This window comes from Pseudomonas sp. GW821-FHT04C07 (genome assembly GCF_059420325.1).
On the sequence record NZ_JBWKTM010000012.1, the window covers coordinates 163,332 to 189,581 of the forward strand.

A 26,250-nucleotide genomic window follows, 5' to 3' on the forward strand; every position below is an offset into this window, starting at 1 on the left:
TCACACCCGGCAAGCAACTTCACCACCTCAAGGAAACAACGCCATGACTACTCCAACCTCGAAAGTCGCGATCGTTACCGGCGCCTCCCGCGGCATCGGCGCAGTAATCGCCAGACAACTCGCCTGCGAAGGTTTCGCGGTTGCCATCAACTACGCCAGCAGCGCCAACGAAGCTTCGGCTCTGGTTGTGGAACTGCGCCAGGCCGGCCATCAGGCCATAGCGATCAAGGCTGACGTGTCCAACGCTGCCGACGTGCGCCGGATGTTCGATGAGACCGAAGCGCAACTGGGCAAGGTCGACGTACTGGTGAACAACGCCGGAATCCTCAACGTTCTGCCATTGGCCCAGCACAGCGACGAACTGTTCGAGCAAACCTTCGCCATCAATACCCGCGGCACCTTCAACACCCTGCGCGAAGCCGCGACCCGCCTGAATGCCGGCGGGCGGATCGTCAACTTCTCCAGCAGCACCGTGGCCATGAACCTGCCGGGCTACGCGGTATACATCGCCAGCAAAGCGGCGGTGGAATCCTTCACGCAGGTGTTTGCCAAGGAACTGCGTGGTCGCAACATCACCGTCAATGCGGTCGCTCCCGGCCCGGTCGCTACTGAACTGTTCCTGCACGGCAAAAGCGAAGAACAGATCCAGACCTTCGCCAAGATGCCGCCACTGGAACGCCTCGGTCAGCCGGAAGACATCGCCAACGTCATCTCCTTCCTGATAAGCCCCGCTGCCGCTTGGGTCAACGGGCAAATCCTGCGCACCAACGGCGGTTTGGCTTAAGCCCTCAACACTCAGCACAACCGCCCGGCCGACGTGGCCCGCCGCGACGCCTATGCTCATTATCACGACGTGATGGACAACGCCTCAGCGCGAGTGAATCCGTAAGGGCCCCATCGCGGGCAAGCCTCGCTCCTACGATCAAAGTTGGGTCAGGCCACAATCATGTGATCGATACACCCCCCGTAGGAGCGAGGCTTGCCTGCGATGGCGGCTTAACAGGCGCCAAAGATTTCAAATCAGGAGAATCACCCACATGCACACCACCATCATCATCACCTTCGGCCTGATCCTTCTGGCCCTGATGCTCTTTATCGGCGACAAACTCGGCTTCAACCAGCAGACGCTCAGCTATAGCTTCGTCGGCCTGTGGTTGGCACTCGCGGTGATCAACGGCGCGGTCGGCATGGTCACCGCAAAGCAGCCGCTGACCACGGAACTGGCGGTCGGCAGTGTGGTGTTTGGCGTGCCGGTGATCGCTCTGCTGCTGTTCCTGATGCTGACCAGAGCCTGAGCGCCACCGGCCCTCGATCAACGCACCAAGTGCAGAAACTGCATATGCCGCTCGTACTGATCGAGGATGTCGTTGATGATCTGCTCCTTGGTGTAACCCACCAGATCATAATCCTGACTGCCTTCGCTCAGATGCACTTCGGCCCGGTAATAACGACGGTTGTTGAGCTCTTTGGAACCCATCCCGCCACGGGCAAAAGATGGCGTGAAGTAGCCGCGCATCTGCACCTGGTAGATGAACGCTTGTTGTTCGCCATGACTGATTTCAAGGTTGACGCTGTCGTTGGCCGGGACCGGCCAGGTGACCATATGCAGGCCTTTTTCGACGAATACCGCCGTCACTTCTTCGATCGCCGGGCGCACCGTTGAATCGAGGAAACGGTACACCTCATCCCGTGAAGGGAAATGCACGGCCTGGCTCAGGCGCTGACGCCAACCGCCACGTCGTGAACCGGACACTGGCGCCAACGAGTGCAGTTGCGCGATCTGCTTCTGCGACTCGAGATAAAACGCCTTGTGCAGCCCCCACATCATCAGCAGCAAGATCAACGAGAACGGTAGCGAGGTCAGCACCACTGCTGACTTCAGCGAATCGATGCTGCCGGCAAACAACAAGGCACTGGTGATCAGCGCGGTCATCGCTCCCCAGAACACCCGTAGCCATTTCGGTCCGTCTTCGTCGGGGTTGCCGCCACGGGCGCAGAGCGTCGAAAGCACCACGGTGCCAGAGTCCGCCGAGGTGACAAAGAACATGAAGCTGATGAACACCGTGACCGCGATGACCGTCTTGCCCCACGGGTAAGTTTCCAGCAGAAGGTAAATGGTCATCGATGGATTTTCGATAGCCGACATCCCCAGTGCGCTCATACCGTGATTGAGTACCTGATCGATGGCGCTGTTGCCGAAGATCGACATCCACGCCAGGGTGAAGCCCAGCGGAATCAGCAGCACGCCGAAGACGAATTCGCGGATGGTCCGGCCACGGGAAATCCGCGCGATGAACAGCCCCACGAACGGCGACCATGCGATCCACCAGGCCCAGTAGAACACCGTCCAGCCACCCAGCCAGTCGCCGGGTTTGTCGTAGGCGTAGAGATCGAAACTCTTGGTCGGCAGCGCACCGAGGTAGTCGCCGACATTCTGGATCAGGGTGTTGAGCAGGTGCTGGGTGGGGCCGGCGAACAACACGAACAACAGCAGCGCACAGGCCAGTAGCATGTTGATGTCGGACATCACCCGTACGCCTTTATCGACGCCGCAGACCGCGACGAGAATCGCCGCGCCCATCATCAGCGTGATCAGCCCAACCTGAATCCACTGGGTATGAGCGACGCCAAACAGGAAGTCGAGACCTGAGTTGAGGTGCAACACGCCAAAACCCATGTCCGCGCCGAGACCGAACACCGTCGCGATGATCCCGAAGCCATCCACCGCGTAACCGATCGGGCCGTTTATGCGCTTGCCGATCAGCGGGTAAAGCGCCGAGCGCAGGGCCAGCGGCAGGTTATGCCGATAGGCGAAGTAGGCCAACGCCATGCCGACGAAGGCGAACACGCCCCAGCCGTGCAAGCCCCAGTGCAGAAACAGAATCTGCATGGCCTGGCGCGCGGCGTCCGCGGTACCGGGTTCGCCTTGGGGCGGCTGCAGCATGTGCGTCAGCGGTTCAGAGACGCAGAAGAAAAACAGCGTGATGCTGATCCCGGCGGCGAACAGCATGCCGGCCCAGGACAGGTAACTGAATTCGGGCTCGTCGTGGTCGGCACCGAGCTTGATCTTGCCGTAGCCGGACAAGGCGGTGACCACCACGAAGACCAGATACAGGGTCATCGCCAGCATGTAGTACCAGCCGACCGTATTGGCCGCCCGGTTTTGTGCGGCCAGAAGCCAGGCGCCGGCCTGTTCCGGCATGGCGATTACCACTAGGCCAAACAACAGAATGAAGCCTGCGGCGAAGTAAAACACCGGCGGGTTCATGCGGATCTGGCCTCTGGGAGGGGTAGACGATGCACTCATGAACGGTGCACCTCGAAGGTGTGAAATGTGGCTGAATAAAACGGACTCAGCAAAGGTAAGCCTCCTGTTGTGAGCGGGCAGCGAACCACCGGTTTAACTTGAACGAACGGTCAAGTTAAACATGGATAGGCGTTTCAGGACTAATCGCAAGGCTCAGCGGCAGCTTTCGTACGCTGGCTCAAGGAGGGGTATGAGGTGGTGTGGTGGGGGGAATCTCTGTGGCGAGGGAGCTTGCTCCCGCCGGCCGGTCCGCGCTCGGGCGAAGCAGCGCCGATCGTTCCCACGCTCCAGCGTGGGAATGCAGCCCGTGACGCTCCGCGTCACTGCCGAAGCGGACGCGGAGCGTCCAGTGAGGCATTCCCACGCGGAGCGTGGGAACGATCAATACGATGAGCGCAGAGCATGGGAACGATCACCGTGGATCTCTACTTCTGCGTCCCGTCATCATGCTGCAGATTCGCCTGGGTCAGGTTGCAACCCGCCGGCACGCTGCGGGTCAGCCAGACATTGCCGCCGATGGTCGAGCCTTTGCCGATGGTGATCCGCCCCAGGATGGTCGCGCCGGCGTAAATCACCACGTCGTCCTCGACAATCGGGTGGCGCGGATGGCCCTTCTGCAATTGCCCGTCCTCGTCCGCAGGAAAACGTTTCGCACCGAGGGTCACGGCCTGATAGATGCGCACCCGCTCGCCAATAATGGCCGTCTCGCCGATCACCACACCCGTGCCGTGATCGATAAAGAAACTGGCGCCGATCTGCGCGCCGGGATGGATATCGATGCCCGTTGCCGAGTGGGCGATTTCCGAACTGATCCGCGCCAGCAGCGGCAACCCGGCGCGGTACAGGTGATGCGCCAGGCGATGGTGGATCACCGCGAGAATCCCCGGGTAGCACAACAGCACTTCATCCACGCTGCGTGCCGCCGGGTCACCGTGGAAGGCCGCCAACACGTCGGTATCGAGCAGGCTGCGCAACCCTGGCAAGGCCAGCGCGAAATCCTGGATCAGCCGGATCGCCTTGATCTCGACTTCGCTATCGACCTGCGCGCTTTGCCGAGCGACATAGCGCAGCTCAAGTCGTGCCTGGGCCAGCAAGGCATTGAGGGCCACGTCCAGAGTGTGACCGACGTAAAAATCTTCACTCTCCTCGCGCAGATCCACCGGGCCAAGGCGCATAGGGAACAGCGCACCACACAGCGCTTCAAGAATCTCGGCCATGGCAGCGCGGGATGGCAGTTCGCGCCCGCCCTGCTCGCCGCTGATGCGACCGTTCTGAGTGCGCCACTGATCTCTGGCGCAGCGCAATTGGCCGACGATGGTCTGCAATTGCCAATGGCTGGAACGCTCGCTCACGGTAAAGACTCCTCACTCTGGCAGCCGGACTGTCTGGCCGCGCAAACGACATCCACTTTACGGTATGCGCCCAGACCTGAATTAAGAACGAATTGTGCTGCTCTCAGCATTTTTTGATATAAGCGATTGGCGGTTGCCCGAGTAAAAGGGCCTGCCTATAGTCCAGACATTTCCTACAGCCAGTGCGGACCCATGATCAAACAACAGCTTGCTCGCTTCAATCGTCTGGAACTCCTTGGCAATGCCACCGCGCTCGAAAAACTCGAACGCCTGTCGACCTGGCTGGGTCGCGATATCTATGTCAAACGCGATGACACCACACCGCTGGCGCTGGGCGGCAACAAGCTGCGCAAGCTCGAATACCTGGCGGCCGATGCGCTGGCCGCCGGTGCCGATACGCTGATCACCGCCGGCGCCATCCAGTCCAACCATGTGCGCCAGACCGCCGCGCTGGCCGCCAGGCTGGGTCTTGGTTGCGTCGCGCTGCTGGAAAACCCTATCGGCACCCACGACAGCAACTATCTGGCTAACGGCAATCGCCTGCTGCTGGATTTGTTCGATGCCAAGGTCGAGTTGGTGGACAACCTGGACAACGCCGACGATCAGCTGCACGCCCTCGCCGACCGCTTGCGGTCCAACGGCAAAAAACCGTATCTGGTGCCGATTGGCGGCTCCAACGCCTTGGGGGCTTTGGGTTATGTACGGGCCGGCCTGGAACTGGCCGGACAGATCGAGGACACCGGCCTGAAGTTCGCCGCCGTGGTGCTAGCCTCTGGCAGTGCCGGGACTCATAGCGGCCTGGCGCTAGCGCTGAGCGAAGTACTGCCGGATTTACCTGTGGTGGGCGTCACGGTTTCCCGCAGCGATGAAGCCCAGCGGCCGAAGGTTCAAGGCCTGGCCGAACGCACCGCCGAGCTGCTCGGTGTGAGTTTGCCGGCGAGCTTCAAGGTTGAACTGTGGGACGAATATTTCGCTCCGCGCTATGGCGAGCCAAACGCCGGCACGCTGGCGGCGATCAAGCTGGTGGCGAGCCAGGAAGGTTTATTACTGGATCCGGTGTACACCGGCAAGGCCATGGCTGGATTGCTCGACGGTATCGGCCGCCAGCGTTTTGATGACGGCCCGATCATATTCCTGCACACCGGCGGGGCGCCGGCGTTGTTTGCGTATGCGAACACGCTCGCCTAGGGATTGATCGTTCCTCCTCAAGCTCTGCGTAGGAATGCAGCCTGCGACGCTCTGTGTCACTTGGACGCGCAGCATCCATGGAGGCATTCCCACGCGCGAGCGTGGGAATGATCAATACGAACTTTTTAATCAAAATAAAAGAATAACAACATTAATTTTTATTATTTTCCAATCTAAAAAAACCGCCATATAGTCGCTCTGTAGGCGAATATGCCGAAAGACGCATAGGCTGCTTTCAGGCAGGATGCTGCAGTCGTCCAGATCCTGAAATTTGCCTTCTTTTCCAAATGCATCTTCATAAGAAAACATAGGGGCTTGTCATGAATTTTTCCGCACTACGTCGAAGTCTGCTTATCGGCTCGCTGGGCCTGGCACTGGGTGCCGGTCTGTTGGGGCAAGCGGTTGCCGGTGAGCAACTGCAAAAAATCAAGGATGCCGGCGTGATCAACGTCGGCCTTGAAGGCACCTATCCTCCGTTCAGCTTCGTCGATGAAAACGGCAAGCTGGCCGGCTTCGAAGTAGAGTTCTCCGAGGCGCTGGCCAAAGAGCTGGGCGTGAAGGTCAAACTGCAGCCGACCAAATGGGACGGCATCCTCGCAGCGCTGGAATCCAAGCGTCTGGACGCCGTGATCAACCAGGTGACCATCTCCGAAGAGCGCAAGAAAAAGTACGACTTCTCCACGCCCTACACCATCTCCGGGATTCAGGCCCTGACCCTGAAAAAGAACGAAGGTACTATCAAGACCTCCGCTGACCTGGCCGGCAAGAAGGTCGGTGTGGGCCTTGGCACCAACTACGAGCAATGGCTCAAGGACAACGTTCCACAAGCCATCATCAAAACCTATGATGATGATCCGACCAAGTACCAGGACCTGCGCGTAGGCCGCATCGACGCCATTCTGGTGGACCGTCTGGCAGCCCTTGAGTTGGTCGGCAAGGCCAAGGACACCGCAGTCTCCGGCGAACCCTTCTCCCGTCAGGAAGCCGGTATCGCGTTGCGCAAAGGCGAGCCTGAACTGCTGGCCGCCGTCAACAAAGCCATCGAGAAACTGCGCGCAGACGGCACGTTGAAAAAAATCTCGGAAAAATACTTCAACGCTGACGTCACTCAATAATGGAAGCACTGCACTTCCCGCAGCTCCAGGCGGCGCTGCAGCTTGCGCTGGACTCCGCGCCCTTTCTGATCAAGGGCGCGTATTACACGGTATTTCTCAGTCTGGGCGGGATGTTTTTCGGCCTGTTACTGGGGTTCGGCCTGGCCTTGATGCGCCTTTCGCGCTTCAAGCTGGTGAGCTGGATTGCCCGCGTCTATGTGTCTTTCTTTCGCGGCACACCGCTGCTGGTGCAATTGTTCGTGATCTATTACGGCTTGCCGCAATTGGGTATCGAACTTGACCCGCTGCCGGCCGCGTTGATCGGCTTCTCGCTGAACATGGCCGCCTATGCCTGCGAAATCCTTCGTGCCGCGATCAGCTCGATCGAACGCGGCCAGTGGGAAGCTGCCGCCAGTATCGGCATGACGCGTGCGCAAACCTTGCGTCGGGCGATCCTGCCGCAAGCGGCGCGCACCGCTCTGCCGCCACTGGGCAACAGCTTTATTTCGCTGGTCAAGGACACCGCACTGGCAGCCACCATTCAAGTACCGGAGTTGTTCCGTCAGGCGCAGCTGATCACCGCCCGAACCTTCGAAATTTTCACCATGTATCTTGCCGCCGCACTGATCTACTGGATTCTGGCCAGCCTGCTCGCGCACCTGCAGAACCGTCTGGAAGAGCGGGTCAATCGGCACGACCAGGAGTCTTGAACGCATGATTGTGGTTGAAAAACTGACGAAGCAATTCAAAGGTCAGACGGTCCTCAACGGCATCGACCTACGGGTCGAGGAGGGTGAGGTAGTCGCAATTATCGGGCCCAGCGGGTCGGGCAAAACGACCTTCCTGCGCTGCCTGAACTTTCTCGAAGAACCCAGCAGTGGCCGGATCAAGGTCGGCGATATCGAAATTGATGGCAGCCGTCCGTTGAACCAGCAGCAGAGCCTGGTGCGCAGGTTGCGCCAGCACGTAGGTTTCGTGTTCCAGAACTTCAACCTGTTCCCCCATCGCACGGCGCTGGAAAACGTTATCGAAGGCCCGCTGGTGGTTAAAAAAATGCCCAGGGACAAAGCAATCGCTTTGGGCCGCTCGTTGCTGGCCAAGGTGGGTCTGGCTGGTAAGGAAGACGCTTACCCGCGCCGGCTTTCCGGTGGGCAGCAACAGCGTGTCGCGATTGCCCGGGCGCTGGCTATGGAGCCGGAGGTGATCCTGTTCGATGAGCCCACCTCAGCCCTGGACCCGGAACTGGTTGGCGAAGTACTGGCGACCATCCGTAGCCTGGCCGAAGAGAAACGCACCATGGTGATCGTCACCCACGAAATGAGCTTTGCCCGGGATGTGGCCAACCGTGTGGTGTTTTTCGACAAAGGTGTGATCGTCGAGCAAGGAGAAGCCAAAGCGTTGTTCGCCAATCCGAAAGAAGCACGCACCCGGCAGTTTCTCAGCAAGTTTCTGACCGTCGATATTTAATTATCGGACCCAATAACTCGCCCCAAGGATGGAGCGAATCTCGCTGTAACACGTTTGTTTTTTAGTTTTACCCTCTTCCCTCGCCACTTCATTTTCAGATAGTTAGGTTGCTTCAGCCCCAGGTGCCCAGTCGCGCCGCATAAAGGAAAGCAGCGCTTACTGAACTCTTATTAATCAACAACGCCCCCACCCCAATCATATGGGCCGCTCGGCAGCACCGTTAATAATTGTATGCTGCCCGCAAACACATCTCCGGCTACACACACTCAGCAAAAAACCATAACAATCATGACTGCCGTTTGTCCGGCTTTATCGCCCGGCATTGCGACGCCTTTACACCATAGCCTTCTGGGTAAAAATCATTTGGAATACGCACTAAAATGCCAATTGCATGTAGGGATTTTCTGAATAAGTGCAGATCGATAAGTTTGCTTACCCATCGGCTTGACACAAACTCTTCCGCCCCCTTAGCTAAAAAAACATATCAGGGCCAATTACCTGCTCTGAACTTAAAAATTAATAGGCTTATCACTTTGTTACTTGCGTGGCGTGATACAGGTAAAGGTTTGACACTTAAGCTGTGTTCTTGCCCGAAACGGATTTCGCAGCACGCTTTCAAGGAGCACGACATGACACGTACCTCGGCAAAACCAGAACTTGGCGCTCCGTCTCTGGCGCACAATCTTACACACGGCATAGGCGTCATCGCCGCGGCTCATCTGCTGGTCGATATACAGCCCTACGCGGGCATGGACGAAGGCGACCTCATCGAATTGTTCTGGGACGGCTGCTATGTGGCGTCTCGCCAACTGTCGCAAGCCGACGTCAGCGAACCCCTCAGCCTGAGAGTGCCGGAAAGCTTCATCCGCAGCGGAACGGCGTCGATTCATTATCGGGTCATGCAGATAGGACGCGGTCCCGCGCTATCAGCGGCAACCAGGGTCCAGGTCAAACTCGACTGCCCGGGCGGCCAGCCGTCGCAGGTCTGTGGCGAGGAAAACCAGTGCCTTGAACCGCTGGGCATCCCCAAGCCGATCCGCCGCCAGGGAGTCAACCCCAGCCAGATCAAACGTGGCGTGCCCCTGACCATCGAGCCTTACCTGAACATGGCCGCCGAGGATGAGATCACCCTGCGTTGGGGTGACGTGCGCATGGACCTGCCCAAGGTCAAAGCCGACGAGGTCGGCAAACCGATCAACGTCTGGGTGCCACCGGCAGTCATTCTGGAGGCAGGGGAAGACAATCAACTGGAAATCACCTACTGCATTCTCGACCGGGTAGGTAATAACTCGCGCTGGGCGCCGGCCCGCAAATTGAAAATCGGTTGTACTAACCCATACAGCAAAGTGCCGGTAAGGACAGTGCTTAAAGCCGCCGAAACCAGACGCCGCTGAGCTCACACCCCGGCCCGCTCTGAGGCTGCGGCTTCAGAGGCGGGGCGCTGATGATAGACTTTCTATGTATATTCCTAAAAGTTAGTTTATTAATTTTTTATACGCGATTAGGGTATATAAACCGGACCACCGGACCTTCTTGTTTTTGATTTCGCCGCAGTTTTCGCGGCATTTCCATGAGATGTGAGGTAGGTATGGTCAGGAACACAATCACCCGAGTGCAGATCGCCAGGGCATTGCTTGCAGCCAAGGAGCGGCACTGATGTCTAATTTGGCAGATGCATCCCTCCAGAGTGATCTGGACATCGCCCCGCTGTTGTTGCCCGCACGGATCTTGCGTAACGACGCCGAAGCGCTGAAAGCCGCCCATGAACTCGCTGACATCGCCCGCCTGCAAGCTTCGCGGCGCGACCAGCAGCGCAAGTTACCGTGGTCGGAAATCGAGCAGTTCACCCGCAGCGGCCTGGGCAGTATTTCCATTCCCCGTGAGTTCGGCGGCCCGCAGGTTTCATTCGTCACCCTGGCTGAAGTGTTCGCAATCATTTCCGCGGCCGACCCGGCCTTGGGACAGATCCCGCAAAACCAGTTCGGCATTCTCAATGTGCTATTGGACAGCGCCACCGAGCGGCAAAAAGAACAGCTGTTCCAAAGCGTGCTCCAGGGCTGGCGAATCGGCAATGCAGGGCCTGAGCGCGGCACCAAAAACACCCTTGAACTCAAAGCGCGGATCACCGCCGGAGGTGACGGTTTCGTCATCAGCGGTCAGAAGTTCTACTCCACCGGCGCCTTGTTCGCCCACTGGATTACCGTCAAAGCGCTGAACGATGAAGGCAAGCAAGTCATGGCATTTGTCCGCCGTGGCACGCCGGGCCTGCGCGTCGTCGATGACTGGTCAGGCTTTGGTCAGCGGACCACCGCCAGCGGCACCGTGCTGCTCAATAACGTCCCCGTCGAAGCCGAGCTGGTTGTGGATAACTGGCGGTTGACCGAAGTCCCGAATATTCAGGGCGCCGTGTCGCAATTGATTCAGGCGGCCATCGATGCTGGCATTGCCCGTGGGGCGATCGACGACAGCATTCGTTTTGTCCGTGAACGTGCCCGGCCGTGGATCGATGCCAAGGTCGAGCGCGCCAGTGATGACCTCTACGTGATCGCCGACATCGGCAAACTGAAAATCGAACTGCATGCCGCCGAAGCATTGCTGCGCAAAGCCGGGCAAGTGCTGGATCAGGTCCGCGCCGCGCCGGTCACCGCAGAGTCCGCCGCCCGCGCCTCAATCGCCGTGGCCGAAGCCAAAGTGCTGACCACCGAAATTTCGCTGCTGGCCAGCGAAAAGCTTTTCGAACTGGCCGGCAGCCGCGCGACCCTCGCCGAATTCAACCTGGACCGCCACTGGCGCAACGCACGCGTACACACCCTTCACGACCCGGTGCGCTGGAAATATCACGCCGTCGGCGCCTATCACTTGAACGGAACATTGCCGGCCCGGCACTCCTGGATCTGACGACCAGAACACTATTGAGCAGATCTCTGGAGAAACACATGACTCTTTCTCAACACGTCGCGGTCATAACCAGCGACGAACAAGCCCTGATCGTCGCCAGCGACCTGGCCGAAGACTTCAAACGCGACAGCGTATGGCGTGATCGCGAGCGCCGGCTGCCGCTTGCGGAACTGGAGGTGTTTTCGCGCTCTGGTCTGTGGGGTATCAGCGTGCCGAAAGCCTACGGCGGTGCTGGCGTATCCAATATCACCCTGGCCAAGGTCATTGCCTTGATCGCCCAAGCCGATGCGTCTCTGGGGCAGATTCCGCAGAACCATTTTTATGCCCTCGAAGTGCTGCGGGTAAACGGCAGTCCCGAGCAGCAAAAACGTCTCTACGCCGAAGTACTGGCTGGCCAGCGTTTTGGCAATGCGCTTGCAGAACTGGGCACTAAAACCGCCCATGACCGCGTCACCAGCCTGAACCGCGACGGCGAGGGTTATCGCATTAATGGGCGTAAGTTTTACGCCACCGGCGCCATTTACGCCCAGCGAATTCCGACCTCCGTGGTGGATGAAAACGGCGTCCAGCAACTGGCCTTTGTGCCGCGCGACAGCCAGGGCCTGACCGTGATCGACGACTGGAGCGGCTTCGGCCAACGCACCACCGGCAGCGGCTCGGTGGTGTTCGATAACGTGTATGTCGCGGCCGAGGATGTGATCGCGTTTCAGAGCGCCTTCGAGCGCCCGACTCCAGTCGGCCCGCTGGCACAGATTCTCCACGCGGCCATCGACACCGGCATCGCCCGTGCCGCTTATGAAGACGCGCTGCACTTTGTGCGAACCAAAACCCGGCCGTGGATTGATTCGGGCAATGACAAAGCCACTGAAGACCCACTGACCCTCAAGAGCTTCGGCCACTTAAGCATTCGCCTGCACGCCGCCGAGGCACTGCTGGAGCGCGCCGGCGAAGTACTTGATAAGGCGCAAGCCGAAACCAACGCCCAAACCGTCGCCACAGCATCCATTGCCATCGCCGAAGCCCGCGCCATCAGCACCGAAATTTCCCTGGCAGCCGGCAGCACCTTGTTCGAACTGGCCGGCAGCCAGGCAACCCTGGCCGAGCACGGCCTGGACCGCCACTGGCGCAACGCGCGGGTACACACCCTGCACGACCCCGTACGCTGGAAATACCACGCCATCGGTAATTACTACCTCAACGATGAAAATCCGCCGCTGCGGGGGACCATCTGATGAGCAAGAAGAAGATCCTGCTCAATGCCTTCAACATGAATTGCATCGGGCACATCAACCACGGTCTGTGGACCCATCCGCGGGACAATTCGACCCAATACAAAACCATCGAATACTGGACCGAACTGGCGCAACTACTGGAACGCGGATTGTTCGATGGGTTGTTCATTGCCGATATTGTCGGTGTCTATGACGTGTATCAAAACTCGGCGAACGTGCCGCTCAAAGAGTCGATCCAATTGCCGGTCAACGACCCATTGCTGCTGGTCTCGGCTATGGCCGCAGTGACGAAAAACCTCGGCTTCGGCCTGACCGCCAACCTGACCTGTGAACCGCCGTATCTGTTCGCCCGACGCATGTCGACACTCGATCACTTGAGCCGTGGTCGGGTCGGCTGGAACATCGTCACCGGCTACCTCGACAGCGCCGCCAAGGCCATGGGCCTGAGCGAGCAGGTCGAACATGACCAACGTTACAACCAGGCCGATGAATACCTGCAAGTGCTCTACAAACTCTGGGAAGGCAGTTGGGAAAACGACGCGGTGCTCAATGACCCGCAGCAACGAATCTATGCGCAGCCGGAAAAGGTCCACAAAGTCCGGCACCACGGCGAGTTCTATCAGGTCGAGGGCTACCATCTTTGCGAGCCTTCGCCGCAACGCACGCCGGTGCTGTTCCAGGCCGGTAGCTCGGATCGCGGCTTGCAGTTCGCCGGGCAGCATGCCGAATGCGTGTTTATCAGCGGGCAGAACAAGGCGTCGACCAAGGTGCAAGTGGATAAGGTCCGCGCCAGTGCCGCCCGGGCCGGCCGCAACCCGGAAGACATCAAGGTGTTCATGGGGTTGAACGTGATCGTCGGCGAAACCAGCGAGCTTGCCTGGAACAAGCAGGCCGAATACCTGAGCTACGCCAGTGCCGAGGCCGGTGTCGCGCATTTCGCCAGTTCCACGGGCATCGACTTCGCCGAATACGAGCTGGATGAACCGATCCAGTACGTGAAAAGCAACGCCATCCAGTCCGCCACCAAGACCCTGCAAAACAACGACTGGACCCGACGCAAATTGCTTGAACAACACGCCTTGGGCGGGCGCTACATCACCTTGGTCGGCTCGCCAGAACAGGTCGCCGACGAGCTCGAATCCTGGATCGCCGAAACCGGTCTGGACGGCTTCAACCTGACCCGCATCGTCACCCCGGAAAGCTATGTCGACTTCATCGAACTGGTGATCCCCGAGTTGCAGCGCAGGGGGTCGTACAAGACTGCCTATGACACCGGGAGCCTGCGAGAAAAGCTGTTTCACGGGAAGGCGCATTTGCCTGTGCAACACACCGGTGCCTACTACCGACAAGCCTGATCGTTCCCACGCTGGGCGTGCGAATGCAGCCCGTGACGCTCTGCGTCAAAAGAGCGGACGCAGAGCGTCCAGTGAGGCATTCCCACGCGGAGCGTGGGAACGATCAACCAATTCAAAAACTGATTACTGACTGGAAACCCATCATGAAAAACAAAGTCCTCACTCATCCAGTCAAAGCACTGGCCCTCGCCCTCGGACTCTTCAGCTCGGTGGCTTTTGCCAGCGACGCGCCGCTAAAAGTCGGCACCACCGCCGCGTTCGCCATTCCACTGGAAGCCGCCGTCTTCGAGGCCGGTAAGCAAGGCCTGAAAGTCGAGCTGGTGGAATTCAGCGACTGGATCGCACCCAACGTCAGCCTTGCCTCTGGCGATATTGATGTGAACTATTTCCAGCACATCCCGTTCCTGGAAAACGCCAAAGCCGCCGCGGGCTTTGACCTGGTGCCCTTCGCCCCTGGGATCATCAACAACGTCGGCCTCTACTCGAAGAAATACAAAAGCTTCGACGAGCTGCCACAAGGCGCCAGCGTTGCCATTGCCAACGACCCGATCAACAGCGGGCGCGGCTTGCAACTGCTGGCCAAAGCCGGGCTAATCACCCTCAAACCCGGAGTCGGCTACAAGGCCACCGAAGACGACATCATCGCCAACCCGAAGAAACTGAAAATCCTTCAGGTCGAAGCCGTGCAACTGGTGCGTGCCTATGACGACGCCGATCTGGTGCAGGGATACCCGGCCTATATTCGCCTGGCGAAAACCTTCAATGCCGAGTCTGCCTTGCTGTTTGACGGCCTGGATCACAAGGAATATGTGATCCAGTTCGTGATCCAGCCCAAGAGCAAAACCGATCCGCGGCTGATCAAGTTCGTCGACATTTACCAGCATTCGCCTGCCGTGCGCGCGGCCTTGGACAAAGCGCACGGCAAGCTCTACCAAGCCGGCTGGGAAGGTTAAGCATGAGCACAGCAACCGCCCAACGCAGACAGGATGACCCGCCACCGCGCAGCGCGGAAAAAACGGAGCTGCACCCAGAGCTGAACCGTGCTCACGTGCGCTTTATCGGCCTGGGCAAAACCTACGAAGGCCAACATGGCCCGGTCAACGCTTTGCACGGCATCGATCTGGCCATCCAGCGCGGCGAAGTGTTCGGCATCATTGGCCGCAGCGGTGCCGGCAAGTCGTCGCTGATCCGCACCATCAACCGTCTGGAGCAGCCAAGTTCGGGCCGGGTGCTGATCGATCAGGTGGACATCGGTGAGTTCGATGAAGACCGTCTGGTGGCGCTGAGGCGACGCATCGGCATGATCTTTCAGCACTTCAATCTGATGTCGGCCAAGACTGTTTGGCAGAACATCGAGTTGCCACTCAAGGTCGCAGGCGTAGCCAAGGAACAACGCGAGCAAAAAGTCCGCGAATTGCTGGAACTGGTGGGCCTGCACGACAAGCACAAAGCCTATCCGGCGCAGCTTTCCGGTGGGCAAAAACAGCGCGTAGGGATCGCCCGGGCACTGGTCCATGACCCGGCGATTCTGCTCTGTGACGAAGCCACGTCGGCGCTGGACCCGCAGACCACTCAATCGATCCTCGGCCTGCTGCGCGAGATCAATCACCGGCTCGGCCTGACCATCATTCTGATCACCCATGAAATGGCGGTCATCCGCGATATCTGTGATCGAGTGGTGGTGCTCGAACACGGACGAATTGTCGAGCAAGGGCCGGTCTGGGAAGTCTTTGGCAACCCGCAGCACGAGGTCAGTAAAACCTTGCTCGCGCCGTTGCAACACGGCTTGCCGGATGAACTGAAAAACCGCCTGCAAGCGCAACCGCAGTCATCGCAAGCCGCCGTAGTGCTGCGCCTGCAATTCACCGGTAGCACGGCTGACGAACCGGATCTGGCGGCCTTGTTCAGCGCCCTCGGCGGCCGGGTGCGTCTGCTGCAGGGCGGTGTGGAGCGGATTCAAGGACACGCGTTGGGCGAGCTGCTGTTGGCGGTGACGAACTCGTCTCACGGCGCGGCAGAGTTGCGCCAGCGTGCCAGGCAATGGGCACAACAGGTCGAGGTGCTGGGCTATGTGGTTTGAACGTTTACTTCAAGGCGTCATCGACACGTTCCTGATGGTCGGCGTGTCGTCGCTGATCGCGCTGCTGGCGGGTATTCCGCTGGCAGTGATTCTGGTCACCAGTTCCAAAGGTGAAATCTATGAAGCGCCCATGCTGAATCGGGCGCTGGGTGCCTTCGTCAATCTGTTCCGCTCGATTCCGTTTTTGATTCTGATGGTCGCGCTGATTCCCTTCACCCGACTGATCGTTGGCACCACGTATGGCGTGTGGGCGGCGGTGGTACCGCTGACCATCGCCGCCACGCCGTTCTTCGCGCGCATCGCCGAAGTCAGTTTGCGCGAAGTCGACCACGGCCTGATCGAGGCCGCCCAGGCCATGGGTTGCCGGCGCTGGCACATTGTCTGGCACGTGCTGTTGCCGGAAGCGCTGCCAGGGATCATCGGCGGTTTCACCATCACCCTGGTGACCATGATCAACTCATCGGCCATGGCCGGAGCGATTGGTGCAGGAGGCTTGGGCGATATTGCTTATCGGTATGGATATCAGCGGTTTGATAGCCAGATCATGCTCACTGTAATTGTACTGTTGGTGATTCTGGTGGCGGTGATTCAGCTGGGCGGAGATCGGCTGGCGCGCAGATTGAACAAGCGCTGAACTCACCAACCAGGATCGTTCCCACGCTCCGCGTGGGAATGCCTGAATGGACGCTCGGCGTCCGCTCTTGTGACGCGGAGCGTCACGGGCTGCATTCCCACGCGGAGCGTGGGAACGATCAAACACGGTCCCTGTAGGAGCAGCCGGTCGACGCTCGATTGCTCGCGATCGAGTGCGCAGCACTCGTGGTTTTCAATGGCCTGCAAGGCAAATCCCTTTCATTTGCAGGACGTTTCCTAGAAAATCCTGCGGCCTTGCGCCTATCACATCGGGCGGCTAGCCTTCGCTCCGTCATCGCCAATTCGGTGACCGGACGTGCAAGTCCGAGTGATATAGCGCATCAGCCACTCTTCGTTTGCGGCGATTTTTTTCGCCCGTGGAATCGTTCAATGGTGGCTGTGCGTGGGAGACCTTCGGGTCTGCCGAGTCCTATATCCTCGGTCTTGCACACCTGCGCACAGCTGCCACCCTTTCGCGTGCAAGTGTTGGGTTGCAGCTCCATTAACGATATAGGAGCTACACCATGGACAAAATCACCCCCGACCCACCCGTTCCACCCGTCACCCCTTCAATGGACAACGCCTTCACCCGCGACCTGCTCAAGGACCGTGCCGCGCTGTATCGCGCCCTGGATTACTACCTGCCCGATGCCAACCCATCCGCGTCTGACGAACTGCGGTTTTACAACGTCAGCAAGGATGTGAGTTTCGAAGATTCGATGCTCTACACCGCCGACTTGCTGCGCTGTGCATCGGTCACGGCTTACGAGTGCGGGGATCACCTCAAAGGCACCGAACGCGCCATGGTCTTCGCCGTGTGGCATCTGCTCGAAATCGCTAAAGCCATGGTCGACCAGTCCATCGAGCACCTGGGACCTCGCAGTAACGCCGCATCAATCTGAAATCTTCGGCGACCGTTCAGCCGCTATCGCGAGCAAGCTCGCTCCTACAAGTGATCGGGTACACCTGTAGGAGCAGCCGGTCGAAGCTCGATTGCTCGCGATTGACCGCGCCAGCGGTCGACTGAACCATGAGGTATATTTGGCGAACTCACCCTCGCCTGCGCGGACGTCCATGAAACTCGCCCCGACCGACCTCGATCAGATTACTTCCACCACTCTGGGCCACTACAACGAGGTAGCAGAGAGCTTCCGCGAAGGCACTCGCGACCACGACGTCAGCCAGAACATCGCCGCGCTGTTGCGGCATATTCAGGGCGAAGCACCGTTCACGATTCTCGACTTCGGTTGTGGCCCGGGACGCGATCTGCAAACGTTTAAGCGTATGGGTCACATTGCTATCGGCCTCGACGGCTCGGAACGTTTTGCGCAGATGGCTCGCGAAGACAGCGGTTGCGAGGTCTGGCAGCAAGACTTTCTCAAGCTCGACCTGCCTGTCGAGCGTTTCGACGGGATCTTTGCCAACGCAGCGCTGTTTCATATTCCCGGGCAGGAATTACCTCGGATTCTGAAGCAACTGCACGCGACGTTGAAACCCGGCGGCGTGCTGTTCAGCTCCAACCCACGCGGGGAAAACCAGGAAGGCTGGAATGGCCCGCGTTATGGCGCGTATCACGATCTGGAGTCGTGGTGCAGGTTGTTGAATGACGCAGGATTTGTCGAGCTGGAGCATTACTATCGGCCGGCGGGACTACCGCGCGAGCAACAGCCGTGGCTGGCGAGTGTCTGGCGCAAAGCCTGATTCGACAGGATCGGACGCAGAGCCTTCATGGCGGCATTCCTTTGCTGCGCGTGGGAACGATCAAAATCTCTTCAGGCCACCACCTTCTTCGGCTCCTTGATCTTGTACCAGGCCACATACAGCGCCGGCAGGAACAACAACGTCAGCAGTGTCGCGATGATGATGCCGCCGATCATCGCGTAGGCCATCGGGCCCCAGAACACTTCGCGGGCGATAGGGATCATCCCCATACTGGCGGCTGCGGCGGTGAGCAGAATCGGTCGGCGGCGGTGTTCGGTGGCTTGCACCACGGCGTCCCACGGGGCATAGCCATCACGTTCATACTCCTCGATCTGGGTTACCAGGATCACCGAGTTGCGGATGATGATACCGATCAACGCGAGGATCCCGAGGATCGCCACAAAGCCCATGGGCGTGCCCGTGGGGATCAGCGCCAGGACCACGCCGATCAGCCCCAGCGGCGCGACGCTGGCCACCAGGAACAGCTTCTGCACGCTGTGCAGCTGGATCATCAGGAAGGTCGCCATCAGGAACAGCATCAGCGGCACGACTTTGGCAATCGGCCCCTGGGCCTTGCTGCTTGCCTCTACCGTACCGCCGGTCGCGACCGAATAGCCGACTGGCAACGCGGCGGCGAATTTGTCGATATCAGGTTTCAACTGTTTGACCAGATCCGTCGGCTGAATCTCGTCGCGCACTGCGGCCTTGATGGTGATGGTCGGTTTACGGTCGCGGCGCCAGACCAATGGCTGCTCAAGCTCATAACGCACGCTGGCGAACGCCAGCAGCGGAATCGAGGTGCCGCCCGGGGTGACAATCTGCAGATTTTGCAGGGTTTCCGGCGTACCACGTTCGGCATCTATGGCACGACCGACCACGTTGATCAGGTAGATGTCGTCATGCACCTGAGTCACCTTCGAGCCGCTGACGATGCTGTTCATCAACTTCGCCACATCATCCGACGACAACCCCAGCTGCCGCGCCTTGTCCTGGGCGATGTCGATGCGCAGGACTTTGCCCGGTTCGTTCCAGTCATAAATCATCTCGCCGATGTGCGAGTTGTTGTCGAGCATGGTCGCCAGATCAATGGCGTGTTTGCGCACCTGGTCGATGTCTTTGCCGCTGACCCGATACTGGATCGGCCGGCCCACCGGCGGGCCCATTTCCAGCGCTTGAACAAAACTGCCAATACCGACGAAATCTTCGCGCAGGCGTTTTTTCAGGCGTTGCGTCAGCGCAGCGCGCTCTTTCAGGCCTTTGCTGACGATCACCAATTGCGCGTAGTAGGGGTTCTGCAATTGCTGGTCGAGGGGCAGGTAGAAACGAATCGCGCCCTCGCCGATGTAGGAGCTCCAGCGGACGATGTCCGGGTCGTCTTTTAAGGTCGCTTCGAGGCGGTCTACCGCCAGACGGGTTTCGTTGATCGAGGCGTTTTGCGGCAGGTTCAGGTCGACAAGAATTTCCGGCCGGTCCGAAGACGGGAAGAACTGGTTCTGCACAAAGCGCATGGAGAACACCGCGAGCACGAACAGCAGCACGGTGAGGCTAATCGCCCACCAGCGATTGCGCATGCACCACAGCAGCCCGCCGTTGAAGGCGCGGCCGATGCGCCCTGGTTCTTCAGAGTGGGGTTTGACCTCGGTGCTGAGGATGTGCAGGCCAATAACCGGGGCGAACAATACCGCGACAATCCACGACAACAGCATCGCCACGGCGATGACCGCGAACAGGGTGAAGGTGTATTCCCCGGCGGAGCTGGCGTTCAAACCGATGGGCACGAAGCCGGCCACGGTCACCAGGGTGCCGGTGAGCATCGGGAATGCGGTCGAGGTATAGGCAAAGGTCGCCGCGTCTTCCTTGGACTCGCCTTTTTCCAGACGCGTAACCATCATCTCGACAGTAATCATCGCGTCGTCCACCAGCAGGCCGAGGGCGATGATCAAGGCGCCGAGGGAAATCCGCTGCATGGTGATACCGCTGTATTCCATGAAGACAAAGACCATCGCCAGCACCAGCGGAATAGAGCAGGCCACGACCAGTCCGGCGCGCACGCCGAGGCTGATGAAACTGACGATCAGCACGATCACCACGGCTTCGAACAAGGCGCTGGTAAAGCCACCGATCGCCTCGTCCACCACTTCGGCCTGATCGGAAACCTTGTGTACGCCTATACCCACCGGCAGGTCGGCAGTGAGGTCGTCCATACGTTGATGCAGGGCCTTGCCGAAGGCCTGAATATTGCCGCCCTTTTTCATGGCGATGGCCAGACCGATGGCCGGCTGACCGTTGAAACGGAACATCGGCGTCGCCGGGTCGACGTAGCCGCGGCTGATCTCGGCGACGTCGGCCAACCGATAGAAGCGGTCATTGAGCCGCAGATTGACGTTGGCCAGGTCTTTCTCCGAAGCGAACTGCCCCGAGGTGCGCACCGAAATGCGTTCAGGACCGGCCTCGATCACCCCGGCTGGAGTCACAGCGTTTTGCGCTTGCAGGCTTTGCACCACCTGGCGCTGATCGATACCGAGGGCTGCGAGTTTGCGTGTAGAGAAGTTCAGGTAGAGCACTTCGTCCTGCTCGCCAATCATCTGGACTTTGCCCAGGTTCGGCACTTCACGAATCTCGGCTCGGACCTGTTCCACGTAGTCGCGCAACTGGCGCATCGTCAGACCGTCGGCGGTGAAGGCGTACACCGAGCCGTAGACATCGCCAAACTCATCGTTGAACCCAGGCCCCTGTAACCCCTGCGGGAAATCACCGCGAGTGTCGTTGATCTTCTTGCGCACCTGGTACCAGATTTCCGGGATGTCCTTGCCGCTGGTGGTGTCGCGCAGGAACACAAACACAGTCGACTCGCCGGGTCGGGTGTAGCTCTTCACATAGTCGAGAGAGTCGAGTTCTTCGAGTTTTTTCTCGATGCGGTCAGTGACCTGCTTGAGGGTTTCTTCCTGGGTCGCGCCAGGCCAACGGGTCTGTATCACCATGGTTTTGATGGTGAACGAGGGGTCTTCCTCGCGGCCCAGGTTTATGTACGAGAAGACGCCCATCAGCAACGCGACGAACATCAGGTACCAGATAAAGGACTGATGTTTGAGGGCCCATTCGGATAAGTTGAAACTCCCTTTCATCGCGGGCTTTCCTCATCGATTTTGACTTTCTGCCCCGGCTTGAGGCTGTTCACACCGGCGCTGACCACCCGCTCACCGGCCTTGACGCCAGTTGCCAGGACGACCGTGCTGTCGTCACGGCTGACAAGCGTGACGTCACGGGGCGACACGGTTTGCGTCTGGGGGTCGATGACCCAGATCCGGCTCTTGCCGTCGACTTCCTGCAAGGCACTGAGCGGCAATTCGATACGCGGCTCGATGGCCGAACTGAGGGTCACGCTGATGGCAGTCCCCAAGCGAAACCCCAGCGGTGTCTCGGCCAGGGTCAAACGCGCACGCCGGGTGCGAGTCGCGCTTTGCGCCTGCGGTTCGATCTCGCGCACGGTGGCAGTGGTGTTGATGCCCGGGTCGAGCTGCGCAGCCACTTTGAACACCACGTCGGCGGGCAGTCGTTCGGCCAGGGTCGCGGGCAGGTCGATCACCGCCTCCTTGATGTCCGGCCGCGCCAGGGTCACCACTTGCTGACCGGCGCTGACCACCTGCCCGGCTTCGGCATTCCAGGCGGTGACGATGGCCGCGTGGTCAGCGCGCAGTTCACTGTAATTGAGCTGATCGCGGGCCTGGCTGACTGATGCCTTGGCTTGTTCCAACGATGCGCTGGTGGTTTTCAGGTCGGTCTGGGCGGCGTCCAGTTGCGCCTGGGCGCCGACCCCACGGTTGAACAGTTCCTGCTGTCGCCGGGCGTTAGCCTGAGCGTTGATCCATTGCGCCTCGATCCGTGCCAGATCGCCCTGACTGGCGCGCAACTGGTTCTGTTGATCGGTGGGGTCGAGGGTCGCGAGCAAGGCACCCTTCTGGACTTCGCTACCCACATCAACGTTGCGCCGAGCTATGCGCCCCGGCACGCGGAAGCCGATATTGCTTTCAAAGCGCGCCTGAATGCTCCCGGCGAAACGTCCGAGGTTTTCTTGCGACTCCGCTTGGACCTCAATGGACAGTACCGGGCGCACCGGCTCCGGGGGCGGCTCTTTTTTTGAGCAGGCAGCGAGCAAAACACTGGCTGACATCACCACAAGCAGGCGCTTCATGGCTGGACTCCCGGCGGTTGGGTCGGGCCCTTCCCGGGCCTTGCGACGATCTCCACCAACATCCCGGGGTGCAACAATTGCCCACCGGCCGTCACGACTTTTTCACCACCACCCAGCCCCTCGCTGATGATCACTTTGCCCGTCAGGTAACGTGAGACCGTGACCGTGTGCAACTGCGCCCTGCCGTCGTCAGCCACCACCCACACGGCCGGATCGCTGAGTTTTTTGGTCAAGGCCGACCACGGCAGCTCGACGGCGGATTTGCCCGGAGGCTTGGCCGTGGCGCTGACCACCGAGCCCAACTGCATGCCCGCCGGCAGTTCGTTCAAGGTCACCTTGACCTGCACCGTGCCGGTCTGTGCGGAGACCGCCGGGGTGATTTCACGGACCGTGCCAGTGGCCTTGATCTTCGGGTTGTCGAGCAGGCTGACCACCACCGTTCTGTCCGTCGGCGGCTCGGCCAACAGCGACTCATAGACGTTGAATACTGCATCTCGCTCGCCGTCCCGGGCCAGGCTGAAAATCGGCACCGTGGCTTGCACCACCTGCCCGACTTCGGCCTGACGCGCAGTAATCACCCCCGGCGCATCGGCGAACAGCGAGGTGTAGCCAAGTTGCTCGCGGGCGTTGGCCAACTGCGCCTGAGCGGCGCTCAAGGCGCTCTGACTGCTGCGCAACGCGGCCTGGGCGGCGTCGTATTCGCTGCGACTGGTGTAGCCCTTGGGCAAGAGTTTCTGCTGTCGCACAAACGCCGCGCTGGTCTGCTTGACCCGCGCCTGTTCGGCGACAACCTGCGCCTGGGCCGAATCGACGTTGGTTTGCAGGTCTTTGGGATCGAGTCTGGCCAATACTTGTCTGGCGGATACGCGATCACCGACATCAACCATCCGCTGAATGATCTTGCCGCCGACACGAAACGACAGCTCGGTCTGAACCCGTGCCTGGACATCGCCGGTGAGGGTCACGGACGCCGCAAAATCGGCAGGCTGCACGACTTGCACAAACACCCGTGGGTGCTCGCGCTCGACCGGTTTTTTATCGCCGCACGCGGTCAATAGGGCAAAGAGACCCACGCCAACGACCCATTTCAATCCGGGACCAGCCATGCAGACTCCTTTGCGTGATGCGGGCGGACACGTGACGATACGATTGTGAGCTTAGAACAGGGTTGAACCTGTGTACTTTACCTCTGTACCACATTGGATCGCTGTCACCCTTGACTGATAGGCTATCGGGGAAACTGCCAGGCCACGCAGCCGGAAACCCACGATGCTCAAGACCCGGAGTGCAATTCCATCGTGCTGGAGAAGAATTTTGGTCAGACCGAAATCGTTGGGCAAGGAATGCTGGATGAACCGGCGTGGCATTGGCCGGATTGAAATGGATCGAAGACTAAGGTTTTAGCTGCCGTCGGGCATCGCGAATATGAGCTGCGGCGATTTCCAAGTCTTTTACTGCCGTATTAATCGCATTACGAGCTAGATTTTGTTGGCCTCGGCATAAGTTGAATAGCTCCGTTTTGGAAAGATTTTCCAATGCCATGGGTAAGGGTGGAGGTACTGAGGCCAGCGGTGTTGTCGGTGTGCCTGTAGAAATGGGAGCTGAAGGCGTGTACTGCTCAGGAGTTGCTGAGCCCGTGTTCAGCACCAGGCTTCCAGGCCTTATAGTCGTTGCTCGCGAAGCGGTGAAATCTTTCAAAGCTGGAACTGAATTGGGATCGCGGGCCACCCAGTAGGAACCCAATCTTGCTGACAATGAGGTTACGCCAAGCCCTAAAGAGATCCATGTCAGTGCTTCCAGTGCAGACGAGTCAGGATCAGTCTCCCCGATAATAACTCTCGCGGTTCCTGCCATGGTTCCTAATAATCCTGTGGTTCCGGCAACAACGGATGAAACAGCGCCGAAAGAATATTTCGCAGGTAAACGACCTGTCGCACCGGTAAGCAATGCCTTTGTCGACACGATGAAGGGTAGCGAAGGGAACAGCGCTACTGATGAGCTTCCCAGGCTGGCGACGCTTGTAAGGAGCCCGAGGATGCCGAGGATGGAAAACCGTCCGTTCGGATCACTCCGATTAACCGGATCCCCCAAACAATACGCATACGGATTCAACCCACCCCGACCAAACGGGCTCAACCTGTCCGGGCTGTTGAAACGCATCAACACCGGGTTGAACGCCCGATGCCCGTTGCCCAGCAGATAGTGCCCGGTCACCGGATCGGGGCGCTCGCCGTTGAATCCAAGGAGGCTGCTCAGGCCACTTTCAGCGCGTCGATGGCCGTAAGGCGTATAGACCTTTTGCAGGCGCCGAGCCCCATCGACGGCGTGCAAGACCGAGCGTTGCTGATCGGTAGCCAGCAACTGGCTATTGACCTCATCACCTTGTCGCTGCTGTAGAGCGAGCAATTGAGTGCCTTGCTGGAATACCGTCCGAGACGCCGGGCCCTGAAGCTCAGTGGTCAGATGCTCAATGTTATAAAACCGTTGCACCTCTTCTTGCTCTGACGGCACAAGCCCGGTCAGCCGGTCCAGCGCGTCATAGCCGTAACGGCACAAAAGTATTTCGGGCTTCGCCATGCTCTGATCCTTCGTGTGAAGAAGGCTTAGATTGCACGAGCATCAACCCATCGACTACCTGGCAGAACTGCTAGGTAACCGCTTGATCACGGCGTAACAGCAAGCCCCGGATTGTTCCCACGCTCTGCGTGGGAATGCAGCCCGTGACGCTCCGCGTCACAAGAGCAGACGCAGAGCGTCCGGTGAGGCATTCCCACGCAGGAGCGTGGGAACGATCGATTGGCACTAAAAGAATCGCACCCAATAAAAAACGCCGACGCTGTACCAGCCGTCGACGTTGAAACCTTGAAGGTTTTTTGCGCTAGAACGCGCGCTGAATCAGAACGCCGGCAGCACTGCGCCGCTGTATTTCTTCGCGATGAAGGCTTTCACTTCCGGGCTGGTCAGCGCCTTGGCGAGTTTCTGGATAGCAACGCTGTCCTTGTTGTCTGGACGGGCCACCAGGAAGTTCACATACGGCGAGTCGGCACCTTCGATGACCAGTGCGTCCTTGGCCGGGTTCAGACCAGCTTCCAGCGCGTAGTTGGTGTTGATCATGTCCAGGTCAACCTGATCCAGCACACGCGCCAGCATGGCCGATTCAAGCTCTTTGAACTTGAAGTTGTGCGGGTTCCTGGCGATGTCTTTCGGGGTGGCAAGAGCGTTTTTCGGGTCTTTCAATTCGATCAGACCGGCCTTCTGCAGCAAGATCAACGCACGGCCGCTGTTACTGCCTTCGTTCGGGATGGCGATGGTCGCGCCGTCCTTCAGTTCAGCCAGGGTTTTGACTTTCTTCGAGTAACCGCCGAAAGGTTCGACGTGAACGCCAATCACGGTCACCAGGTTAGTGCCTTTGCCGTCGTTGAAGCTTTTCAGGTACGGCAGGGTCTGGAAGTAGTTGGCGTCCAGACGCTTCTGATCGACCTGCACGTTCGGTTGTACGTAGTCGGTGAAGACTTTGACTTCCAGATCCACGCCTTCTTTGGCAAGGGCCGGCTTGACCAGCTCGAGGATCTCGGCGTGTGGAACCGGGGTTGCGGCAACCACCAGTTTCTCGTTGGCCTGAGCCAAACCTGCGGTCAGGGCAGCCGCCAATGCGGTAAACAACAGAACCTTTTTCATGCAGTGTCCTTATCGGAAATCACAGTCGTCATCGACGACGGCTTCAAGTGAAGTGCCAGTGGAATGCTATTGC

22 protein-coding genes are annotated in these 26,250 nt (G+C 59.2%); 15 read left to right on the forward strand and 7 right to left on the reverse strand.

Translation table 11 applies throughout. The features are described 5' to 3' along the window. Positions 1 to 43: 43 nt before the first annotated feature. Both AC07UI_RS21695 and AC07UI_RS21700 read left to right on the forward strand, forming a co-directional pair. A complete protein-coding gene (locus tag AC07UI_RS21695) occupies positions 44 to 784 on the forward strand; it encodes an SDR family oxidoreductase (protein ID WP_494994435.1) in 741 nt (246 codons plus the stop codon). A 253-nt stretch (positions 785 to 1,037) separates the two neighbouring features. Further along, positions 1,038 to 1,295: a hypothetical protein gene (locus AC07UI_RS21700; protein ID WP_494994436.1), complete on the forward strand. Its 258-nt coding sequence runs from the start codon at positions 1,038 to 1,040 to the stop codon at positions 1,293 to 1,295. A gap of 17 nt (positions 1,296 to 1,312) precedes the next feature. Here the strand turns inward: AC07UI_RS21700 and betT are convergent, their stop codons facing one another. Together betT and epsC are read right to left on the reverse strand one after the other, a co-directional pair. Further along, entirely contained in the window at positions 1,313 to 3,268 is a 1,956-nt protein-coding gene (betT, locus tag AC07UI_RS21705) for a choline transporter BetT (protein ID WP_494994487.1), read from the reverse strand. A 464-nt stretch (positions 3,269 to 3,732) separates the two neighbouring features. Further along, a complete protein-coding gene (epsC, locus tag AC07UI_RS21710; RefSeq protein WP_494994437.1) occupies positions 3,733 to 4,659 on the reverse strand; it encodes a serine O-acetyltransferase EpsC in 927 nt (308 codons plus the stop codon). Positions 4,660 to 4,851: 192 nt separating this feature from the next. Between epsC and AC07UI_RS21715 the strand changes: the two genes are divergently transcribed. The 13 genes from AC07UI_RS21715 (at position 4,852) to AC07UI_RS21775 (ending at position 18,307) form a co-directional block, all read left to right on the forward strand. Next, positions 4,852 to 5,847, forward strand: coding sequence for a D-cysteine desulfhydrase (locus tag AC07UI_RS21715; RefSeq protein WP_494994438.1), 996 nt, complete (start codon positions 4,852 to 4,854; stop codon positions 5,845 to 5,847). A 320-nt stretch (positions 5,848 to 6,167) separates the two neighbouring features. Beyond that, entirely contained in the window at positions 6,168 to 6,962 is a 795-nt protein-coding gene (gene tcyJ / locus AC07UI_RS21720) for a cystine ABC transporter substrate-binding protein (protein ID WP_494994439.1), read from the forward strand. Next, positions 6,962 to 7,651: a cystine ABC transporter permease gene (tcyL, locus tag AC07UI_RS21725; protein WP_489073555.1), complete on the forward strand. Its 690-nt coding sequence runs from the start codon at positions 6,962 to 6,964 to the stop codon at positions 7,649 to 7,651. The genes tcyJ and tcyL overlap by 1 nt, the downstream gene beginning before the upstream one ends. Before the next feature lie 4 nt (positions 7,652 to 7,655). Then, complete coding sequence (gene tcyN, locus AC07UI_RS21730) at positions 7,656 to 8,408, forward strand: L-cystine ABC transporter ATP-binding protein TcyN (protein ID WP_494994440.1); 753 nt, start codon at positions 7,656 to 7,658, stop codon at positions 8,406 to 8,408. 629 nt (positions 8,409 to 9,037) lie between these two features. Further along, on the forward strand, positions 9,038 to 9,802 hold the full coding sequence (locus tag AC07UI_RS21735) for a hypothetical protein (RefSeq protein WP_494994441.1): 765 nt from the start codon (positions 9,038 to 9,040) through the stop codon (positions 9,800 to 9,802). A gap of 262 nt (positions 9,803 to 10,064) precedes the next feature. Then, positions 10,065 to 11,306, forward strand: a complete 1,242-nt coding sequence (locus AC07UI_RS21740; RefSeq protein WP_494994442.1) for an SfnB family sulfur acquisition oxidoreductase — start codon at positions 10,065 to 10,067, stop codon at positions 11,304 to 11,306. A 38-nt stretch (positions 11,307 to 11,344) separates the two neighbouring features. Next, positions 11,345 to 12,538 (forward strand): SfnB family sulfur acquisition oxidoreductase, encoded by a 1,194-nt coding sequence (locus AC07UI_RS21745; RefSeq protein ID WP_494994443.1) that lies wholly within the window; start codon positions 11,345 to 11,347, stop codon positions 12,536 to 12,538. After that, the gene (locus AC07UI_RS21750) at positions 12,538 to 13,893 is read left to right on the forward strand and encodes an LLM class flavin-dependent oxidoreductase (protein ID WP_494994444.1); all 1,356 of its coding nucleotides are present in this window, start codon (positions 12,538 to 12,540) and stop codon (positions 13,891 to 13,893) included. The genes AC07UI_RS21745 and AC07UI_RS21750 overlap by 1 nt, the downstream gene beginning before the upstream one ends. A gap of 143 nt (positions 13,894 to 14,036) precedes the next feature. After that, positions 14,037 to 14,846, forward strand: coding sequence for a MetQ/NlpA family ABC transporter substrate-binding protein (locus AC07UI_RS21755; protein WP_494994445.1), 810 nt, complete (start codon positions 14,037 to 14,039; stop codon positions 14,844 to 14,846). Positions 14,847 to 14,848: 2 nt separating this feature from the next. After that, on the forward strand, positions 14,849 to 15,973 hold the full coding sequence (locus AC07UI_RS21760) for a methionine ABC transporter ATP-binding protein (protein WP_494994446.1): 1,125 nt from the start codon (positions 14,849 to 14,851) through the stop codon (positions 15,971 to 15,973). Further along, positions 15,963 to 16,607, forward strand: coding sequence for a methionine ABC transporter permease (locus AC07UI_RS21765; RefSeq protein ID WP_494994447.1), 645 nt, complete (start codon positions 15,963 to 15,965; stop codon positions 16,605 to 16,607). Before AC07UI_RS21760 ends, AC07UI_RS21765 begins: the two co-directional genes overlap by 11 nt. Positions 16,608 to 17,130: 523 nt before the next feature. After that, positions 17,131 to 17,508 carry a DUF6124 family protein gene (locus AC07UI_RS21770; protein WP_494994448.1) on the forward strand — a complete coding sequence of 126 codons (378 nt, stop codon included), beginning with the start codon at positions 17,131 to 17,133 and terminating at the stop codon, positions 17,506 to 17,508. 172 nt (positions 17,509 to 17,680) lie between these two features. Then, the gene (locus tag AC07UI_RS21775; protein WP_494994449.1) at positions 17,681 to 18,307 is read left to right on the forward strand and encodes a class I SAM-dependent methyltransferase; all 627 of its coding nucleotides are present in this window, start codon (positions 17,681 to 17,683) and stop codon (positions 18,305 to 18,307) included. Between the two features lie 71 nt (positions 18,308 to 18,378). On the opposite strand, the gene AC07UI_RS21780 is transcribed toward AC07UI_RS21775, so the two are convergent. From AC07UI_RS21780 to AC07UI_RS21800, 5 genes are all read right to left on the reverse strand, one after another. Further along, positions 18,379 to 21,432: an efflux RND transporter permease subunit gene (locus AC07UI_RS21780; RefSeq protein WP_494994450.1), complete on the reverse strand. Its 3,054-nt coding sequence runs from the start codon at positions 21,430 to 21,432 to the stop codon at positions 18,379 to 18,381. Further along, entirely contained in the window at positions 21,429 to 22,499 is a 1,071-nt protein-coding gene (locus tag AC07UI_RS21785; protein WP_494994451.1) for an efflux RND transporter periplasmic adaptor subunit, read from the reverse strand. Before AC07UI_RS21785 ends, AC07UI_RS21780 begins: the two co-directional genes overlap by 4 nt. Then, positions 22,496 to 23,605, reverse strand: a complete 1,110-nt coding sequence (locus tag AC07UI_RS21790) for an efflux RND transporter periplasmic adaptor subunit (RefSeq protein ID WP_494994452.1) — start codon at positions 23,603 to 23,605, stop codon at positions 22,496 to 22,498. Before AC07UI_RS21790 ends, AC07UI_RS21785 begins: the two co-directional genes overlap by 4 nt. A gap of 286 nt (positions 23,606 to 23,891) precedes the next feature. Beyond that, positions 23,892 to 25,076 (reverse strand): RHS repeat-associated core domain-containing protein, encoded by a 1,185-nt coding sequence (locus AC07UI_RS21795; protein WP_494994453.1) that lies wholly within the window; start codon positions 25,074 to 25,076, stop codon positions 23,892 to 23,894. 318 nt (positions 25,077 to 25,394) lie between these two features. Continuing rightward, complete coding sequence (locus AC07UI_RS21800) at positions 25,395 to 26,177, reverse strand: MetQ/NlpA family ABC transporter substrate-binding protein (protein ID WP_494994454.1); 783 nt, start codon at positions 26,175 to 26,177, stop codon at positions 25,395 to 25,397. Positions 26,178 to 26,250: the final 73 nt, after the last annotated feature.

Coding starts and splice junctions, on each gene's coding strand:
- AC07UI_RS21695 (WP_494994435.1), top strand. CDS start 44: ATGACTACTCCAACCTCGAAAGTCGCGATCGTTACCGGCGCCTCCCGC.
- AC07UI_RS21700 (WP_494994436.1), top strand. CDS start 1,038: ATGCACACCACCATCATCATCACCTTCGGCCTGATCCTTCTGGCCCTG.
- betT (WP_494994487.1), bottom strand. CDS start 3,268: ATGAACCCGCCGGTGTTTTACTTCGCCGCAGGCTTCATTCTGTTGTTT.
- AC07UI_RS21715 (WP_494994438.1), top strand. CDS start 4,852: ATGATCAAACAACAGCTTGCTCGCTTCAATCGTCTGGAACTCCTTGGC.
- tcyJ (WP_494994439.1), top strand. CDS start 6,168: ATGAATTTTTCCGCACTACGTCGAAGTCTGCTTATCGGCTCGCTGGGC.
- tcyL (WP_489073555.1), top strand. CDS start 6,962: ATGGAAGCACTGCACTTCCCGCAGCTCCAGGCGGCGCTGCAGCTTGCG.
- tcyN (WP_494994440.1), top strand. CDS start 7,656: ATGATTGTGGTTGAAAAACTGACGAAGCAATTCAAAGGTCAGACGGTC.
- AC07UI_RS21735 (WP_494994441.1), top strand. CDS start 9,038: ATGACACGTACCTCGGCAAAACCAGAACTTGGCGCTCCGTCTCTGGCG.
- AC07UI_RS21740 (WP_494994442.1), top strand. CDS start 10,065: ATGTCTAATTTGGCAGATGCATCCCTCCAGAGTGATCTGGACATCGCC.
- AC07UI_RS21745 (WP_494994443.1), top strand. CDS start 11,345: ATGACTCTTTCTCAACACGTCGCGGTCATAACCAGCGACGAACAAGCC.
- AC07UI_RS21750 (WP_494994444.1), top strand. CDS start 12,538: ATGAGCAAGAAGAAGATCCTGCTCAATGCCTTCAACATGAATTGCATC.
- AC07UI_RS21755 (WP_494994445.1), top strand. CDS start 14,037: ATGAAAAACAAAGTCCTCACTCATCCAGTCAAAGCACTGGCCCTCGCC.
- AC07UI_RS21760 (WP_494994446.1), top strand. CDS start 14,849: ATGAGCACAGCAACCGCCCAACGCAGACAGGATGACCCGCCACCGCGC.
- AC07UI_RS21765 (WP_494994447.1), top strand. CDS start 15,963: ATGTGGTTTGAACGTTTACTTCAAGGCGTCATCGACACGTTCCTGATG.
- AC07UI_RS21770 (WP_494994448.1), top strand. CDS start 17,131: ATGGACAAAATCACCCCCGACCCACCCGTTCCACCCGTCACCCCTTCA.
- AC07UI_RS21775 (WP_494994449.1), top strand. CDS start 17,681: ATGAAACTCGCCCCGACCGACCTCGATCAGATTACTTCCACCACTCTG.
- AC07UI_RS21780 (WP_494994450.1), bottom strand. CDS start 21,432: ATGAAAGGGAGTTTCAACTTATCCGAATGGGCCCTCAAACATCAGTCC.
- AC07UI_RS21785 (WP_494994451.1), bottom strand. CDS start 22,499: ATGAAGCGCCTGCTTGTGGTGATGTCAGCCAGTGTTTTGCTCGCTGCC.
- AC07UI_RS21790 (WP_494994452.1), bottom strand. CDS start 23,605: ATGGCTGGTCCCGGATTGAAATGGGTCGTTGGCGTGGGTCTCTTTGCC.
- AC07UI_RS21795 (WP_494994453.1), bottom strand. CDS start 25,076: ATGGCGAAGCCCGAAATACTTTTGTGCCGTTACGGCTATGACGCGCTG.
- AC07UI_RS21800 (WP_494994454.1), bottom strand. CDS start 26,177: ATGAAAAAGGTTCTGTTGTTTACCGCATTGGCGGCTGCCCTGACCGCA.